General features: G+C 36.0%; 16 protein-coding genes. 8 read left to right on the top strand and 8 right to left on the bottom strand.

From position 1 onward, the window contains the following. The first annotated feature begins 126 nt into the window (after window positions 1-126). Together addB and addA are read left to right on the top strand one after the other, a co-directional pair. Entirely contained in the window at window positions 127-3618 is a 3492-nt protein-coding gene (addB, locus tag ADJ83_RS05215) for a helicase-exonuclease AddAB subunit AddB (RefSeq protein WP_031536639.1), read from the top strand. After that, complete coding sequence (addA, locus tag ADJ83_RS05210) at window positions 3605-7342, top strand: helicase-exonuclease AddAB subunit AddA (protein ID WP_031536638.1); 3738 nt, start codon at window positions 3605-3607, stop codon at window positions 7340-7342. The genes addB and addA overlap by 14 nt, the downstream gene beginning before the upstream one ends. Before the next feature lie 71 nt (window positions 7343-7413). Here the strand turns inward: addA and ADJ83_RS05205 are convergent, their stop codons facing one another. The 7 genes from ADJ83_RS05205 to ADJ83_RS05175 form a co-directional block, all read right to left on the bottom strand. After that, window positions 7414-7632: a spore germination protein gene (locus ADJ83_RS05205; RefSeq protein ID WP_031536637.1), complete on the bottom strand. Its 219-nt coding sequence runs from the start codon at window positions 7630-7632 to the stop codon at window positions 7414-7416. A 58-nt stretch (window positions 7633-7690) separates the two neighbouring features. Beyond that, window positions 7691-7909: a spore germination protein gene (locus ADJ83_RS05200; RefSeq protein ID WP_031536636.1), complete on the bottom strand. Its 219-nt coding sequence runs from the start codon at window positions 7907-7909 to the stop codon at window positions 7691-7693. A gap of 68 nt (window positions 7910-7977) precedes the next feature. Next, window positions 7978-8484 (bottom strand): spore germination protein GerPE, encoded by a 507-nt coding sequence (locus tag ADJ83_RS05195; protein ID WP_065429055.1) that lies wholly within the window; start codon window positions 8482-8484, stop codon window positions 7978-7980. Between the two features lie 2 nt (window positions 8485-8486). Next, entirely contained in the window at window positions 8487-8666 is a 180-nt protein-coding gene (locus ADJ83_RS05190; RefSeq protein WP_031536634.1) for a hypothetical protein, read from the bottom strand. Continuing rightward, window positions 8663-9298 (bottom strand): spore germination protein GerPC, encoded by a 636-nt coding sequence (gerPC, locus tag ADJ83_RS05185; RefSeq protein WP_031536633.1) that lies wholly within the window; start codon window positions 9296-9298, stop codon window positions 8663-8665. The genes ADJ83_RS05190 and gerPC overlap by 4 nt, the downstream gene beginning before the upstream one ends. Before the next feature lie 27 nt (window positions 9299-9325). Further along, entirely contained in the window at window positions 9326-9565 is a 240-nt protein-coding gene (locus ADJ83_RS05180; protein ID WP_031536632.1) for a spore germination protein GerPB, read from the bottom strand. Window positions 9566-9587: 22 nt separating this feature from the next. Next, on the bottom strand, window positions 9588-9809 hold the full coding sequence (locus tag ADJ83_RS05175) for a spore germination protein (protein WP_031536631.1): 222 nt from the start codon (window positions 9807-9809) through the stop codon (window positions 9588-9590). A gap of 288 nt (window positions 9810-10097) precedes the next feature. Here ADJ83_RS05175 and ADJ83_RS05170 point away from each other — a divergent pair, with 288 nt between their 5' ends. The 4 genes from ADJ83_RS05170 to ADJ83_RS05155 all read left to right on the top strand — a co-directional run bounded on the left by ADJ83_RS05170 (window position 10098) and on the right by ADJ83_RS05155 (window position 13269). After that, window positions 10098-11003, top strand: a complete 906-nt coding sequence (locus ADJ83_RS05170) for a fumarylacetoacetate hydrolase family protein (RefSeq protein WP_031536630.1) — start codon at window positions 10098-10100, stop codon at window positions 11001-11003. 64 nt (window positions 11004-11067) lie between these two features. After that, window positions 11068-11406, top strand: a complete 339-nt coding sequence (locus ADJ83_RS05165) for a YisL family protein (RefSeq protein ID WP_031536629.1) — start codon at window positions 11068-11070, stop codon at window positions 11404-11406. 106 nt (window positions 11407-11512) lie between these two features. After that, window positions 11513-12622: a sensor histidine kinase gene (locus tag ADJ83_RS05160; protein ID WP_031536628.1), complete on the top strand. Its 1110-nt coding sequence runs from the start codon at window positions 11513-11515 to the stop codon at window positions 12620-12622. After that, a complete protein-coding gene (locus ADJ83_RS05155; RefSeq protein WP_031536627.1) occupies window positions 12619-13269 on the top strand; it encodes a response regulator transcription factor in 651 nt (216 codons plus the stop codon). Before ADJ83_RS05160 ends, ADJ83_RS05155 begins: the two co-directional genes overlap by 4 nt. A gap of 79 nt (window positions 13270-13348) precedes the next feature. Here ADJ83_RS05155 and ADJ83_RS05150 read toward each other — a convergent pair whose 3' ends face one another. Then, window positions 13349-14668 carry a hemolysin family protein gene (locus tag ADJ83_RS05150; protein WP_081836586.1) on the bottom strand — a complete coding sequence of 440 codons (1320 nt, stop codon included), beginning with the start codon at window positions 14666-14668 and terminating at the stop codon, window positions 13349-13351. Between the two features lie 166 nt (window positions 14669-14834). Here ADJ83_RS05150 and ADJ83_RS05145 point away from each other — a divergent pair, with 166 nt between their 5' ends. Then, on the top strand, window positions 14835-15767 hold the full coding sequence (locus tag ADJ83_RS05145; protein WP_031536625.1) for an ABC transporter ATP-binding protein: 933 nt from the start codon (window positions 14835-14837) through the stop codon (window positions 15765-15767). An 11-nt stretch (window positions 15768-15778) separates the two neighbouring features. Then, entirely contained in the window at window positions 15779-17032 is a 1254-nt protein-coding gene (locus tag ADJ83_RS05140; RefSeq protein WP_031536624.1) for an ABC transporter permease, read from the top strand. The last annotated feature ends 83 nt before the right edge of the window (window positions 17033-17115 follow it).

Genomic DNA, 17115 nt, shown 5'->3' with positions numbered 1-17115 from the left:
TCGTTTAAGTTGAGGATGAGAAAAATTATCCAGTGTCGCTTTTCTATGGAAACATGTGTTTCTATGATATGATGTTATATACATATAAAGTATTATGGTGATAGAGAAAAAAAGGGGAGGGATTGGATGACTGTTCGCTTATTAGCAGGTCGATCTGGTACTGGAAAAACAACGTTTTGTATAGAAGAGATCCAAGCAAAGCTTGCCGCAAATCCGGAAGGCAATCCTGTAATTTATATTGTCCCAGATCAGATGACCTTTTTATCCGATCAGCGATTACTATCCGGATCTGAGGTTCAAGGAATGTTTCGGGCACAAGTGTATAGTTTTACTCGTCTTGCTTGGAGAATATTGCAAGAGACTGGTGGAATTAGTCGCTACCATATAAATAGTATTGGTGTTAATATGCTCATACGCAAGATTATTGAAGAAAATAAAAATAAGCTAACTCTTTTTAAAAAGGTAGCCGATAAAAATGGATTTATAGAGCAGGTTGAACAACTAGTCACTGAATTTAGGAGATACACGGTTACTCCTGAAGAACTGCTAACAACAAAAGAACAAATAGAGGACAACCAGGAATCAGCAAAGGCATTAATGGATAAAATCAGTGATCTTGAACTAATATATGAGCAATTTGAACAAAGATTGATCGGTAAATACATCGATGGAGAGGATTATTTTCGTTTACTTGCGGAAAAGATGAGTGAATCCTCCTATTTGAAAAGTGCGGAAATTTATATCGATGGTTTTTATAGCTTTACTCCTCAAGAATATTTGATTATTCAACAGTTAATGCACCTTTGTGAAAGGGTAACAATTACCAATACATTAGATCCTTCATTTTCACAACATGATGACTTAAGCTTATTTCGAATGTCGACAGAATCCTTTCAAACCATTCACTCGATGGCCAAGCAAGTAGGAGTTGAAGTTGATATTGTAGAGTTTACGGAATATAAAAAAGATAGCCATCCGTCGTTAATGCATATAGAAACTCATTTTGACAGCAGACCAGTTCAAGCTTATACAGAAGAAACAACAATCAAATTTGCGGAAAGCATTAATCCACGCGCAGAAATAGAAGGGATTGCGCGGGAAATTGTCAAGCTTGTTAGAGATAAGCACTACCGTTATCGGGAGATAAGTTTACTTTCTCGTAATTTGGCTACGTATCAAAATATTATTGAAACGGTTTTTAGAGACTATCATATTCCAATATTTATTGATCAGAAAAGCAGAATGCATGATCATCCTTTAGTAGAACTGATTCGTTCTTCTTTAGAAATTTTTGAAACAAATTGGCGTTATGAGCCTGTATTTCGTTCTATAAAAACGGAGTTACTTTTCCCACTCCATGAACGCAAAAATAATATTCGAGAAAAGGTAGATAGACTTGAAAATTATTGTCTTGCTTATGGAATAAAAGGAAATAAGTGGACTTCCAAAGAGCGTTGGAAATATAGAAGAATCCAAGGATTAGAATGGGAGCAAGGAGTTCAGACAGATGCAGAAAAAGAATTCGAGCAAGAATTAAATGAACTGCGTTTGTCTTTAACTGCGCCGTTAATTCGCCTTCAAAACCGTTTGAAAAGAGGGAAAACAGGACGCGCTAAATGTGAAGCTTTATATCTATTTTTAGAAGAACTTGAAGTACCGCTGAAAATGGAATACTGGAAGAATGAGTTAGAGGAAAAAGGAGAGCTAGTAAAAGCTGGAGAACATGATCAAGCATGGAATAGCATAGTGGAAATGCTTGATCAATTTGTAGAAATACTAGGAGAAGAGGAATTTTCAACGAAGCAATTTGCAACAGTTGTGAATGCCGGTTTAGATACATTGAAATTCTCCCTCGTTCCTCCAGCCCTGGATCAGGTTTTAATCGCCGATATAGAACAGTCTCGGTTAAATGATATAAAAGTAGCGTTTGTTATCGGTCTAAACGAAGGTGTTTTTCCATCGAGATTTCAGGATGAAGGAATACTTGCAGACACGGATAGAGAAGCTTTGCAACAAAAAGGAATGAAGCTAGCTCCTACAAGTAAAACGAGACTGTTAGATGAAGAATTTCTTGCATACAAAGCATTTACTACGCCATCTGATTGTCTTTACTTAACCTATCCGTTAGCAAATGATGAAGGGAAATCTATTTTGGCATCTACTTATATCAAAAGAATGAGAGATTTATTTCCTAATGCCACTACTCTCTTCTTTATGTCAGATCCAAAAGAGCTGTCAGAAGAAGGGCAGCTGGATTATGTGGTCCATTTTCAAACGACCTTATCTTATTTAACAGGACAGCTTTATTTAAAGAAAAGAGAATATCCTATCTATGATTTCTGGTGGGATGTTTACAATGAATATATAGAGAATACAAATTGGAGAGAACCTGCCAAAAAGGTGTTCTCTAGTTTAACGTATCAAAATCAAACAGAAAAATTATCAGAACAAACAAGCAGTGAATTATATGGAGATACTATTTCGGCAAGTGTCTCTAGGATGGAATTATTTCATGCTTGTCCATTTTCACATTTTGCGACACATGGATTAAAGCTCCGAGAACGACAAGTATATCGCTTAGAGGCACCGGCAATCGGTGATTTATTTCATGCTGCCTTGAAATATATAGCAGAAACAGTGATGAATAAGGAGTTAATGTGGTCTAGTTTAACGAGAGAGCAATGTGAGCGGCTTGCAAAGGATGCCGTAGATATGCTCGCACCTAAATTGCAAAATGAAATATTGCTTAGCACAAATAGACATCATTATATAAAAAGAAAGTTAGAGCAAATCATCAGTAGGGCTTCCCTTATTTTAAGCGAACATGCTAAGCATAGTGGCTTCTCACCAATTGATTTAGAACTAGAATTTGGTCCAAAAGGAAAGCTTCCATCCATTTCTTTTCCGTTAAAAAACGGTTCAAATATGGATTTGATTGGAAGAATCGATCGTGTCGATAAAGCGGTTGTTGGAGAAGAAGTATATTTAAGAGTCATCGACTATAAATCAAGTAGCCAAGAATTAAATATGAATGAAGTATATTATGGACTATCTTTACAGATGCTTACTTATTTAGATTTAATTATTACAAACAGTACAATATTAGTAGATAAGGAAGCGAGCCCAGCAGGAGTATTATATTTTCATGTACACAATCCGATGATTTCTAGTAAGAAAATATTAACATTAGATGAAATCGAAGAAGAATTATTGAAGAAATTTAAAATGAATGGGCTAATGCTTGGAGAAGAGCGAGTTATTCAGCTAATGGATGAAACGTTAGAAAAAGGGAGTTCTCCAATTGTGCCAGCAGGTTTTAAGACAGATGGAACTCTAACAAAAGCTTCTAAAGTCGCAACAAAAGAAGACTTTAGTGAAATGCAAAAGTTTGTTCGCCATAAATATAGGGATTCAGGAAACAAAATTATTAGTGGGGAAGTAGGCATTGAACCGTATCGCTTAAATGAGAAAAAGCCTTGTACTTTCTGTTCGTTTAAATCTGTTTGCCAATTTGATGAAGCATTAGAAACAAACCAATATAGACAATTGCCAGCCTATTCAAAGGATGAAGTGCTGCAATTAATCCGAGAGGAGGCTAACAGGAATGAAAGAGATTAGCATACCGGACAAGCCAGCAGATGTAACCTGGACAGATGATCAATGGAAGGCGATTATGTCTAGTGGGCAGGACATTTTAGTTGCTGCTGCAGCAGGATCTGGAAAAACAGCTGTTTTAGTAGAAAGGATGATTCGGAAAATTGTATCCGATCAGCCGATAAATGTCGATGAATTGCTTGTTGTTACGTTTACGAATGCGTCTGCAGCTGAAATGAAGCACCGGATTGGAGAAGTATTAGAAAAGGAAATTAATGCGAATCCAACATCTCAGCATTTAAAAAGACAATTGGCGCTTTTAAATAAAGCTCATATCTCGACAATTCATTCTTTCTGTTTAGAAGTCATTCGAAAATATTATTATGTTATTGATTTAGATCCAGGATTTAGAATTGCAGATGAAACAGAAGGACAATTATTAAGAGATGAATGTTTAGAAGATCTATTTGAAGAGGAATATGGGAAGGAAAATAATGTAGCATTTTTTGATTTAGTTGATGCCTTTACAAATGATCGCAGTGATGATGCTTTGCAGCGAATGATTCAAGAAATATATGATTTTTCTCGTTCTAATCCATTTCCTTCTGCTTATTTACAGTCTTTAATCAAGATGTATGCTATCGGAGAAGATGCAGATATCATGGAATTACCATTTGTGAAGCATTTAATCGATGATGTGGAACTGCAATTAGAAGGAGTAAGGAAGCTACTTGAATATGGCTATGAATTGACGAAGCTTCCGGGAGGGCCAGCACCACGTGCAAGCAATTTTCTAGAGGATTTGGAATTGGTTTCCATTCTTGAAAAAGCAAAGGCTCAATCTTGGGAAACTTTATATGAGGCAATGCAGAAATTGAAATTTTCACGAGCAAAGCCTTGTAAAGGAGACGACTATGATCCTTCACTAGTAGAAGAGGGGCAAAGAATTAGAGAGCGTGCCAAAAAAATATTGCAAGAAATGCAAGGTGATCTTTTTACAAGAAAGCCGCAAAGCTTTTTAAAGGATATGGCGGAGATGAAGCCACACGTGGAGACACTTGTTTATCTAGTGGAAGCCTTTGGAGAAAGATTTCAGCAAATAAAAATGGATAAAGGATTAGTCGACTTTGCTGATTTAGAGCATTATTGTCTATCCATTTTAAGTCGTCCAGAAGAAAATGAACTAATTCCATCAGAAGCTGCATTATTTTATCGAGCTCAATTTAAAGAAGTCCTTATAGATGAATACCAGGACGTGAATTTAGTTCAGGAATCTATTCTAAAACTAGTGACAAAGGATAGAGAATCGGAAGGAAATCTTTTTATGGTCGGGGACGTAAAACAAAGTATCTATCGGTTTCGATTAGCGGAACCAAACTTATTTTTAGCCAAATATCTTCGCTTTCAAGAGCGGGAGGACGCTGGCTTTAAAATTGATTTAGCAAAAAACTTTCGAAGTAGAAAAGAAGTATTAGAAGGAACGAACTTTCTCTTTAAGCAAATTATGGGAGTAAAGGTAGGCGAAATTGAATACGATGAAAGTGCTGAATTAAAGCTAGGTGCGAGTTATCCAGAAGAAAATTCTTATCCGATTGAAGTTGCATTAGTAAATCAAAGTGCTGATTCTAGTGAAGATAGTGAAATAGATGGAGAGACAACAGGTATAGATGCAGCAGAACTAGAGCAATCACAATTGGAGGCAAGAGTTATTGCTGAAAAGGTTAAAGAATTGTTGGAAACAAACCAAGAGGTATATGATGCAAAACTAAAAGCATACCGACCAATTCGTTATAAGGATATGGTCATTTTATTACGGTCCATGACATGGGCTCCGCAAATTATGGAAGAATTAAAGCAGTATAATATACCGACATATGCTAATTTAACAACCGGTTATTTTGAATCAACAGAAGTGGATATCATGATGTCTTTACTAAAGGTTATTGATAATCCATACCAAGATATTCCTCTTGCATCGGTTCTTCGCTCCCCGATTGTTGGGTTATCAGAAGAGGAGTTAAGTAAATTGCGAATTGCGAAAAAGCAAGGAGCTTTTTATGAAGCTATTCAGGTGTATATCCATATGAACAGGATGAAAGAAGAAGAACTATATGAAAAAATCAGACCGTTTTTTGATAAATTGGCTGAGTGGCGTTCGGAGGCAAGAAGAGGAGCTTTATCGGAGCTGATTTGGAAGCTGTATCGTGAAACGTATTTTTATGATTTTGTTGGGGGCTTACCAGCAGGAAATCAGCGTCAGGCTAATTTGCGTGCACTTTATGATAGAGCTCGTCAATATGAAGAGACATCGTTTCGTGGGTTGTTCCGCTTCCTTCGCTTCGTGGAGAGAATGAGAGATCGAGGAAATGATTTAGGTGCTGCAAGAGCCTTAACGGAACAAGAAGATGTTATTCGAATTATGACCATTCATAGCAGTAAAGGCTTGGAATTCCCTTTTGTGTTTATGGCAGGTATGGGACGCAATTTCAATACGATGGATTTAAGAAAAAACTTTTTACTTGATAAGGATTTAGGCTTTGCTACGAAATATATTGATGCGAAAAAGCGTATATCCTACCCATCTCTTCCTCAAATTGCGTTTTCCAAAAAGAAAAAAATGGAGCTCCTTGCAGAAGAAATGCGCGTATTATATGTTGCTTTAACTCGAGCAAAGGAAAAGCTGATTTTAATAGGTGCTGTAAAAGATATAGAAAAGGCAAAACAGAAATGGTCACAGATTGCAGGACATTCGAATTGGCTTTTAAATGAATTTGATCGTGCACAAGCTAAGTCTTATTTAGATTGGATTGGACCGGCGTTAGTCAGACATCGGGACAATACATGGATTCATTTAGAAAGCTGGAGTGAAAAAGACGAAATTTCTTCCCATCCATCCAATTGGGAAGTGAAAGTATTGCAAAAAGAAGAGCTTTTAACCCGATCCGTTGAGGAAGAGATAAAGGATGAGGAATGGTTAAATAAAATAGTAGAGGGGAAAAAAATAGAAAGTTCTTCTGTTTACAAGGAAGCAATAAAAGAAACATTTGCATGGTCGTATTCTTCAGAAGAAAGTACGTCACATCGCTCCAAGCAGTCTGTTTCTGAATTAAAACGCCAAGGGGAACTGCGAGATGCTCAAAGTGGAACAGAGCTTGTAAAGGCGTGGAAGCAAACCGTGTGGAATCGACCAAGGTTTATGCAGGAAAAAAAATTAAGTCCAGCAGAAATCGGAACCGCAATGCATATGGTTATGCAGCATGTTGATGTAAAAGCGGAGGTTACAGAAGCTAGTCTGAAGCAATTATTAGAAGAGATGGTTAGAAAAGAATTATTAACAAGTGAGCAAGTGGAAGTAATTGATATTTCCTCTATCCTATCTTTTTTCCAGTCCTCTCTAGGAAAAAGAATGCAGCAAGCACCAAAGCTTGTACGCGAAATTCCGTTTAATATTGCCTATCCAGCAAGTCGAGTATATGCAGACTGGTCGGGAGAAGAAGAGCCAGTTCTTGTACAGGGAATTATTGATGTATTCTTTGAAGATGAGTTAGGCACGGTGTTGCTTGATTATAAAACAGACACGATAACTGCCCGGTATAAAGGAGGGTATGAAGAGGCTAAGCCGATACTGGAATCACGGTATAAAATACAAATGGAGCTATATACAGAAGCATTAGAAAAAATCTTAAAGCGAAACATAGAAGAGAAATATTTGTTTTTCTTTGATGGTGGACAAGTGTTGGAGTTATAAAAACATTCTAATTTAAATAGTGCAGAATAAAAGGCATCCCGCAAAAACTTCTGCGAGATGCCTTTTTTCGTTTAGTTATTATCGGTTATTGACTGATCAACGCCACTACTATCTGTATAGTTACTGGAATTAACCGCATTATTGGTAATAACAAATGCACCTCTATTCCCAGTGCCTGAACCTATTGTTGATTTTGAATTGTCTTTAGGAGAGATAAATAGAGAATCTCCAAACTGAACAATTCCTGCTCCTGTATTGACAATTTGAATCGGACCTATTATAGCAGGCATGATTCTATCCTCCTTGCAAGATAAAAATAACTATCTATAGAACGGGTTGAATATTATGTTAGTTATTGGCAACAACTGGTTGATCTAGTAAACTAGTGTCCACATAGTTACTTGCATTCACACCATTGTTTGTAATGATAAAAGCTCCAGTATTGGAGGTACCTGAGCCTAAGGTTGCTTTAGAATTTCCTTTAGGAGAAATAAACAATGAATCCCCAAATTGGACAATTCCTTCCCCTACGTTAACAATTTGTACTGGACCTACGATTGCAGGCATTTTTTTACCTCCTTGTTACATAGCTTATTCTTATTAAGGGAGGAAGCCCTTCTTATTGAGCCATCCCTTTATTGTTCTTGCTCCACATCTGAAAATGGCGACCCAGTATTATCTGTACCAGTAACAGTAACAGGACTTTGGGAGGTTGGAACACCTAATTGGCTAGGTTCATTTAATTGGATTAAATTATTTCCAACCTCTGACGCAATAGTTTGCTCGATTTGACGAATATGCTTAATCCGTGCTTCTGCATACATATGTCGACAATTGCCAATTTGCAATAAAGAGCAGGAAGATATTCCTGTAATATCTATATGATGAACTTTAATAATGGGTTTCATATTTTCAAAATGGCATTCTACGTTTTCTATTATAGGGGTTAATGGAATTGGTTCTTTAAAGACAGCATAGTCTTCATAAGCCCCTTCCTTTCCATAAAAGAGCTCCTTCTGCCTTTGAACAGCTATAGCTCGTGAAACGGCTTGATGGTAAATAGCGTCACCAATCTCTACAATCGAAGAAAAGGATACTGTCCTAACATTGATTAAATCGACAACAGATGTTCGCTGTAGCATGATTAAATTTTCGGATGCAGTGGAACAAATGGACCTATTATTAGTGATTCAGCGGGTGTATCGAATGTAGAGGCCAATTGAATGGATTGTGCATCTCCTACCAAGCAAATAGAGGAGCTCGCAACACCGATGATATTTATATTTCCAACTTGAAGCTCTCGGTTATATACTTGAAAATTCATTCTTTTCCACTTCCTTTCATGTTATCTGGTATATGGCTTAAAAATAAATGGACTCCATTTTCCATTTCTTCCTTTAAGGCTTGGATAATATCTTCATTGGTTAATTTGCCTTCCTTTTGTTTACGATTAGAACCTTGCTGTAAATAATATTGGATTCTGGTTGGCATTTGCTTGATAATATCCTCTTGTATAAAAGAGATATATGATTCCTCTTCCGGCATATTTAGTTCTATTTGCTTCTTTCGAATGATGTCTGGCAGTTCTAATTGAATATATTGATTCATTTCTTCTTCAATATCCATGGACCGATTCATCATTTGCTTTGGATCAATGGGTGGATAGAAAGGAGCATGTGGTTGATTAATGGGTGAATTCGGATTAATAGCTAGCTCTTCAATATTGCTTAAATCTTCTGGATTGAGTCCAATATTTAGTGTACCTTCCAGTGTCTCCACTTTTAATTGATCAAAACTGTAGTCAATTCGTTCAATATGAACACTTGGTTTTTCTTTTATTGTTGTAATCTCATTGGTCAGGGTGGCTACTTGTTTTTCTAAATCCTTTATTCTTTTTTCAAGCAGCTGTAAATAATGGCTCATTTTTTCACTATATTGGTAAAAATCATAAGACATTTCTATCCCCCCTTTTTTCCTTAATACCTATTTTCGAGGAGACTGCAAGGGAACTGCAGGCGAGAAAAGTGTTTCCTCATCTGCTACGTTAGGACCAGGTTCATCTGGTTTTAGTTCAGGAGCTGATTCTGTGAATCCGCCTGTATTATATAAATACGAAGCAGGTTTAATAATACCTGCACTTCCTATTTGTAATACAGAGGAGTTGGAAATACCTCCAATTTTAATGGTGTTTATGACTATCGATTGTTGGATAAAATAATTCATTACACATCACCCTTTAGTCTACTTACGCATTTGCTGCGATTGGCTGATCCAGTCCATCGTTATCATACGTATTAGTAGAACTGCGATAGTTAGTAACCCTTAATCCATCACCTGTATTAAAAGAGCCAGATCCAGAAAATGTTTTCGCATTAGAGATAGGCATCATTTTGTATACATCCCCAATATTAAAAATAGAGCTACCTCCCACTGAAATAACTTGAGCTACTCCAACAATTGCTGGCATATTCAACATCCTTTATACAATATTCTTATACATACTATGGAACTCCGCAAAATAGGTGATTCACCTATACAGATAAATTCTTCTCCTAACTACTTTATTCTTATGAATGGTTGTACTATGACAAGAAATACAGCAAGAAGGAAGGGAAGTTCTATAAAGAGCCTTTCATTTCTTTTTATCTGTTGATAAGCTCACTTTGCTTCTATTTGAACAAATCTTTTTTTATTTGGAAAATTAATAAAGAAAGTTTATAATTTTCTTACATGTTTGAAAAATGGGAGGAAAAAAATGAAGATTGCAACGGTTGGATTTGATGACAAAGTATTTATAGGATTAGTAGAAGAAGCAGGGATATTGCCCTTAAATGATGTAGAAGAGAAACGTACGGGAAAACGATCATATGATGAAGACCTTGTTACATGCATAGAACAAGAAGGATTTTTGGACAATGTGAAGGAGTTAATTCATTGGGTAGAAGAACAAAATGACCATGCTAGTTATTATATCCCACTGGAAAAAGTGAAGTTTCTAGCACCTATTCCTAGACCAAGAAAAAATATCTTTTGTGTAGGAAAAAATTATGTGGAACATGCAATTGAAATGGGAAGTAAAGAGGATATTCCAGAGCATGTAATGGTCTTTACGAAAGCTCCTACAACTATTATTGGACATACGGATAACATTCTGGAGCATAGGGAAGTAACGGAACAACTTGATTACGAGGGTGAACTTGCTGTTGTGATTGGAAAAAGAGGGAAAGGAATTAAGAAGGAGGAGGCATTGGACTATATATTTGGCTATACGATATTGAATGATATCACTGCAAGAGATTTGCAGAAGAAACATAAACAATTTTTTATCGGAAAAAGCCTTGATACAAGTGCACCGATGGGTCCATGGATTGTGACAAAGGACAGCATTCCGAATCCGAATGAATTAAATATTACGACAATGGTCAATGGTGAAATTAGACAGAAGTCGAATACCAAGCATTTTATCTTTCCAATCGAAGAGGTAATTCATGTATTGTCTAAAGGAATGACTTTAGAGCCAGGTGATATTATTGCAACTGGAACACCTGCTGGAGTGGGGAAAGGCTTTAATCCGCCACGTTTTTTAAAGGGTGGGGATTCGATTGAAATTGCTGTTGAAGGAATCGGCACCCTTTTTAATAAAGTAATAAAGGACGTATGATGTTTCGCGAATAGAAGGAAGGTTACGATATGTGTTAAAATGATGGAGAAAAGGAGGGAGATATATGAGTTCTACAGATGCTCATGTACTGACATGGATTATTGGACTAGTTCTATTTGCCATATCATTCGGTTTACATAAAGCTGGAAAAGAAAAGGGAAGTAAAATCCTCCATATGGTATTGCGTGTCGTATACATTCTGATTATTGGTTCGGGAATTGGCTTGCTTGCAAAAACAGGCATGGATTTCATGCACACAATAAAAATGCTAGTCGGCATTTGGGTGATTGGGATGCTTGAAATGGTTCTTATTCGCACAAAAAAAGGAGAAAATACGAAAACACTGTGGATTTTATTGGTTATTTCCTTTATTCTCGTGTTGGTAATAGGATATAGTATTTAATCTTTAGAGTCTGAAGGCTTGTAGAAGAATTATTTCTACAAGCCTTTTTTCAAAAGAATTAATTCTGCTCAGCGTTAAAAAGTATTGGGAGAAATGGAGGCAATACATGAAGGTACTTACCATGAACATTGGAATACTTTTACTCCTTTGTATAGGAGCTTTATATCAAGCCTTTAGAACAGATGCATGGAATTTCGCTATGCTATTATTTCTTTTCGCTATTATTCTTGGATTTTATTTTCTTGTACCTGTTTTTAAAAGAAAAAGCATTCCTTTTTTATTCATTTTGATTCTTCTTGATATAACGCTGCTTGTAACAGAAGTTGAGCTACATGGCTATCTCTTCCTATTAATGCTTTATTTTACGATGGAAGTGGGTAGATACGTATCAACAAATTTTTTTCGTATAATAATTTGCTCATTGTTTTTGATAAATAGTGCAATAGGAATTATTATATCATCCTATGTCCCTTTTATTTGGATCACTCTTTTTCTGTTAATCTCCTATTTACTCATTCGTTTAAACGAGCTAGATAAAGATTATCTACAAATCAGAGATACATATGAATCTTTATTAAACGATTATCGTATACAAAAAAGACAATCCTATCATAATGAACATGCGGCAAGAGTGGAAGAACGGAATCTCATTGCTAGAGAAATGCATGATTCCGTTGGTCATAAGCTAACAGCATTAATGATGCAAATCGAACAATATTCGATTAAAGAGAATAAAGAACAATATAGGATTCTGAAGGATATGACAGAAGAATGCTTAGAAGAAACAAGGAAGGCGGTTCGACTATTACAAGTGGGGGAATCTGGTGGAATTGCTTCTATTATTGCACTTATAAAAAAATTGGAAAGTGAAAACAATATTCACGTCCATTTTACAACAAAGCAAGGAGTACTACTAGTCAATCTAAGCAATAAGCAAAATGCTGTTCTTTATCGTTCCATACAGGAAGGAATAACAAATGCCATGAAATATGGAAGTTCAAAGGCCGTACATATTACGCTAGGTGTATCTCCGATTGGAAATCTAACTTTTGAGATTAGAAATCCATATATTCATAAGCATCCATTTCATTATGGGTTTGGCTTAGACAACATGACAAAAAGAATAGAGGAGGGACAAGGGAAATTAGAGGTTCTTCAATTAGATGGAGAATTTATCCTGCAAGGAAATATTCCTGTTGGGAGGGGAGAAAAATGATTCATGTGTTAATTGCGGAGGATCAAGCAATAGTCAGAAATGGATTAAAGATGATCATTGAGCAAGACGAAGAAATCCACGTTGTTGCGGAAGCAGAAAATGGGAAAGAAGTATTGTCTTTATTAGAAAAAACAATAGTAGATATTATCCTTATGGATATCCGCATGCCAATTATGGATGGAATGGAAGCAACGAAACGAATTCGCCAGCAATATCCACATATTAAAATACTTATTCTGACTACATTTAACGATGAGGAATATGCCATACAGGCATTTCAAGAAGGAGCAAATGGGTTCCTCCTTAAGACGACAGATAGCGTTAGTTTAGTAAATAGCATAAAGAGCTGTTTATCAGGTGGCATCTCGATACATGACCAAGTTGCCGCTAAATTAATGCCTAAGCTTTTAAAGAAAGAAGCTATTCAGGAGAAGGCTTTTAGCCACAACCACAACATTCCTTTGACGAAGCGAGAAATAGATATTGTGAAAAAGATTGGACAAGGAAAAACCAATAAAGAAATTTCCAGCGAATTATTATTATCTGTTGGAACTATAAAAAATCATATTACCCAAATTTTAGCCAAGTTAGAATTAAGAGATCGAACCCAATTAGCAATCTATGCAGTGAGAAATGATTATATTTAATAGTGGATGCAAAGCCAAACAAACAAAAGGCGTGTCCAGTATTCAACCAAATGCTATGGTGATTACAGACACGCTTTTTTTACGATTGTTTTAACGGAGATTCCGTTTCTAGTATTTTTGTTACTTTCACTTTACTAATTCGGCGATCTACAATCTCTTCTACCTGAAATTCAAAGTTTTTGAACGTAACAGTGAGTTTTTCCTGCTCATTTGGAATATAACCAATCTTGCTTATTAGAAACCCACTTAATGTATCATAAATTTCTACCGGCAAGGTGATTTTTAACAACTCCTGAACATCATCTAAACTAATTGTTCCTTGGAGCAGATAGGTATGTTCACCGATAATTTTTATCTCAGGAGGCTTCGGTTCATCGTATTCATCAAAAATATTTCCAACGATTTCCTCAATCAGATCCTCCATTGTAACAATTCCATCCGTTCCTCCATATTCATCGACGACAATGGCAAAAAGGATGTTGTTTTTTTGCATCTGTATAAATAATTCATCTGTTCTCTTCGATTCCAATACGAAATGGGGCTTGCGAATAATATCATGCAATTTAAAAGCGTCATTTTCTTCCCCCATATAGGCTAAAAGATCTTTAGAATGAAGAATGCCGATAATATTGTCGATATTTTCTTCATACACAGGATAGCGAGTATACATTTCATGATTTACAAGAGCTATTATCTCCTTTAATGTGTAATCGGAAGGGATTGCTACCATATTGGAACGATGGGTCATAATATCAGTGACATTTTTATTATCAAATTCAAAAATATTATGAATCATCATTCGTTCATCTTCGTCAATATTACCTTTTTCATTTCCAACATCAATCATCATTTTTATATCTTCTTCTGTTACTTCTTCGTCCTCATCATCTGGTCTAACTCCAAATAAACGAGCAACCATGTTGGTAGAGAAGGTTAAAAAAGCGACAAAAGGAGCTGTTATTTTCGAAAGTATCGTTAATGGGCTTGCAGCGAACAGAGCAATTCCTTCTGCTTTTCGCAAAGCAACTCGTTTTGGAACTAATTCACCAAAGACAAGGGTGAAATAGGATAGCAGTAGAGTAATAATAATGACTGAAATAGAATCAAGCAGTCCCTGAGAGAGGGGGATTCCCATTGTTAAAAGTAAATCTGTTAAGTGGCCAGAGAAACTGTCAGCTGCAAAGGCACTGGCGAGAAAGCCAGCTAGCGTAATCCCGATTTGGATGGTAGCTAAAAATTTACTAGGCTCTGATAGGAGATTATAAACTATTTTAGCTTTCTTATGACCTGTATCCGCCATATGTTTAATTTTATTGTCATTCAAGGAAATGAGCGCAATTTCTGCTGCGGCAAAGAAAGCGTTTAAAGCAATTAAGATGACTAGGACTAAAATGCCCAAATTCTTCAGCTCCTTTCCAACGGCTTCTTTCCTATTTGTTTTACCCTTTTTTATGGAAAATATGCTTTGATGACTAGAGTCATTTTATTTTTGCAAAGAAATGACCATTAGGTATAGGAATCGCTGTTTTTTTTCATTATTCTGTATAAAGAAAGGATGATGTGTGTTGTTAGAGATAATGAATCTATCTAAAGCTTATAAACAGAAGCAAGTGGTGAATTCCGTTAATTTATATTTAGAGAAAGGAGAAATAGTTGGTTTACTTGGACCGAATGGTGCGGGAAAATCTACGACTATTTCCATGATATCCTCTTTAATTTCCCCTGATGATGGAGATGTGCGACTTAATAATGAAAGCATCCTAAAAACACCCCAGAAGTTACGAAAAATACTTGGAGTCGTTCCACAGGAAATTGCTGTTTATATGGATCTGTCTGCACGGGAAAATCTTCTGTTCTTCGGAAAAATGCACCGGATCCCAAAAAAAATTTTACAAAAGAGAGTGGATGAAGTTCTCGATATCATCGGTTTAAAAGAACGAGAAAAGGACTTAGTTAAAACTTTTTCAGGAGGAATGAAAAGGAGATTAAACATTGGCGTAGCTCTCATACATGAACCAGAAATCATCATTATGGATGAACCAACTGTCGGTATTGACCCACAATCAAGAAATTATATATTAGAAACCGTTAAAAGACTAAATCAAGAGAGACAAATAACGGTGCTTTATACGAGTCACTATATGGAAGAAGTAGAATTTCTATGTGATCGGATTTATATTATGGATCATGGGGAGATTATTGCTTCCGGAACAAACGAGGAGATTAAAAACATTCTTTCTGCAGAAACTGCGATAAATATTAAGGTAGAAATGATAAAACACGAATTTACAGAAGCACTCCGTCAACATGAAAATATTAAAAACATCTCTATTCAACAATCTGTTATTACAGTAATCGTACCAAGACAAGTAAATTTGTTAAAAGATATTTTGCGAATTGCCGAAGAGCAGAAGACAACTGTACTCTCTGTAAATATTGAGACGCCGACATTAGAAGATGTTTTCTTGCATCTAACTGGCCGTCAGCTAAGAGATTAGGAGGGTATAAAATGCTCTTGCAAATGATAATGAAAGAGTTATTGATGATTTGGAGAAGACCCAGGGAGCTTATTGTTTTATTACTCATGCCTTTTGTGCTTATTACCATACTTGGAAGTGCGTTAGGGGCATTGGATAATAACGGCGAAGTGGAAGTGCATGCAAAGCTTGCTGTTGTAGTGGAGGATGAAGCAAACAAAGGGCAGCAAAAAGCAATAGATATAGTGAACCAATCAAATAGAAGTGAACAGGAGAAGAGAGAGAAGATAGCACTTATTCAATCACTCCAACCAATTGAAATATTTATTAAAGAAGTCGGTGGAAATCCAGAGTTAAAGAATATTTTATCCATTACCGAATTTAGTGACCGGACAAAGGTAAAGGAAAAGGATTTTGATGGTGTGCTAGTTATTCCAGAAGGATTTACTGCTGAATTTTATGCGAATTTGTTAAAGGAAGAAACAGATATTCCTGCTTGGACACTAATGACAAAGGAGAAGCAATCCCTTCAGGTAACCATTATCCAGGATATTATCGATAGTTATCAAAAAGAGTGGGTATATATAAAAACTGCCGAAGAGCTTCAACTCGAATATGCAGCGTTAATAAAAATCAAAACAGATGAACAAATTAAAAATTTTGAAAAGAAAAAAGATATTAGTGCATTTGCTTATTATGGAGTGGGAATGTGTGTCATGTTTGTATTCTATATTTCTACAACAGTAGCAGGTTTCGCATATCAGCAAAAGGAAGAGCTGATGTATGAGCGAATACTTCTCGCAAATGTTCCGAAATTTATATTTTTTTTAGGAATATTTTTCGCAGCATTTATTTTGTCCTTTTTACAGCTGACTATTCTATTTAGTTTAACAGCTACTATTTACGGTATAGTTTTTCCTAGTATGCTAAATCATTTAGTGGTTACTTTGACAATAAATGTAATGGCAGCAACATTTGCAACATTTGCAACCGCTATTTCCTTTGCTACCAATTCGCCAAATGTGGAAAGGATTTTATCTTCCTTAATAGTGCCTATCATCGCCTTTATTGGAGGGAGCTTTTTTAATGTAAGTGCAATTGGTGGGTTTATGGAGACGTTAGGAGAATATTCTCCAGGAGGAGCTGCCATTACTGCTTATTTAAAAGTGTATCAAGGCTATTCACTGCCAGATTTATGGGGACAGATTAAGGCTATCCTTCTATTTTCTGTTACATTGTTCTTGATTAGTGCCATTATCTTGAGGAAAAAAGGGGGGATTCGATGAAGGCTGTATTATGGGGGAAATGTAAGCAATTTTTGAGAAGTCCAGGCGCCTTTATAGTAACCACTCTGATATGTATCCTATTT

Origin of the sequence: Bacillus sp. 522_BSPC (assembly GCF_001076885.1) — a bacterium.
Lineage (GTDB): Bacteria > Bacillota > Bacilli > Bacillales > Cytobacillaceae > Niallia > Niallia hominis.
The sequence above is the reverse complement of the archived record's forward strand: the minus strand, read 5'-3'. Positions and strand labels throughout refer to the sequence as shown.

Excerpts from the sequence above, each read along its gene's own strand:
- addB (WP_031536639.1), top strand. The coding sequence starts at position 127 with ATGACTGTTCGCTTATTAGCAGGTCGATCTGGTACTGGAAAAACAACG.
- addA (WP_031536638.1), top strand. The coding sequence starts at position 3,605 with ATGAAAGAGATTAGCATACCGGACAAGCCAGCAGATGTAACCTGGACA.
- ADJ83_RS05205 (WP_031536637.1), bottom strand. The coding sequence starts at position 7,632 with ATGCCTGCTATAATAGGTCCGATTCAAATTGTCAATACAGGAGCAGGA.
- ADJ83_RS05200 (WP_031536636.1), bottom strand. The coding sequence starts at position 7,909 with ATGCCTGCAATCGTAGGTCCAGTACAAATTGTTAACGTAGGGGAAGGA.
- ADJ83_RS05195 (WP_065429055.1), bottom strand. The coding sequence starts at position 8,484 with ATGCTACAGCGAACATCTGTTGTCGATTTAATCAATGTTAGGACAGTA.
- ADJ83_RS05190 (WP_031536634.1), bottom strand. The coding sequence starts at position 8,666 with ATGAATTTTCAAGTATATAACCGAGAGCTTCAAGTTGGAAATATAAAT.
- gerPC (WP_031536633.1), bottom strand. The coding sequence starts at position 9,298 with ATGTCTTATGATTTTTACCAATATAGTGAAAAAATGAGCCATTATTTA.
- ADJ83_RS05180 (WP_031536632.1), bottom strand. The coding sequence starts at position 9,565 with ATGAATTATTTTATCCAACAATCGATAGTCATAAACACCATTAAAATT.
- ADJ83_RS05175 (WP_031536631.1), bottom strand. The coding sequence starts at position 9,809 with ATGCCAGCAATTGTTGGAGTAGCTCAAGTTATTTCAGTGGGAGGTAGC.
- ADJ83_RS05170 (WP_031536630.1), top strand. The coding sequence starts at position 10,098 with ATGAAGATTGCAACGGTTGGATTTGATGACAAAGTATTTATAGGATTA.
- ADJ83_RS05165 (WP_031536629.1), top strand. The coding sequence starts at position 11,068 with ATGAGTTCTACAGATGCTCATGTACTGACATGGATTATTGGACTAGTT.
- ADJ83_RS05160 (WP_031536628.1), top strand. The coding sequence starts at position 11,513 with ATGAAGGTACTTACCATGAACATTGGAATACTTTTACTCCTTTGTATA.
- ADJ83_RS05155 (WP_031536627.1), top strand. The coding sequence starts at position 12,619 with ATGATTCATGTGTTAATTGCGGAGGATCAAGCAATAGTCAGAAATGGA.
- ADJ83_RS05140 (WP_031536624.1), top strand. The coding sequence starts at position 15,779 with ATGCTCTTGCAAATGATAATGAAAGAGTTATTGATGATTTGGAGAAGA.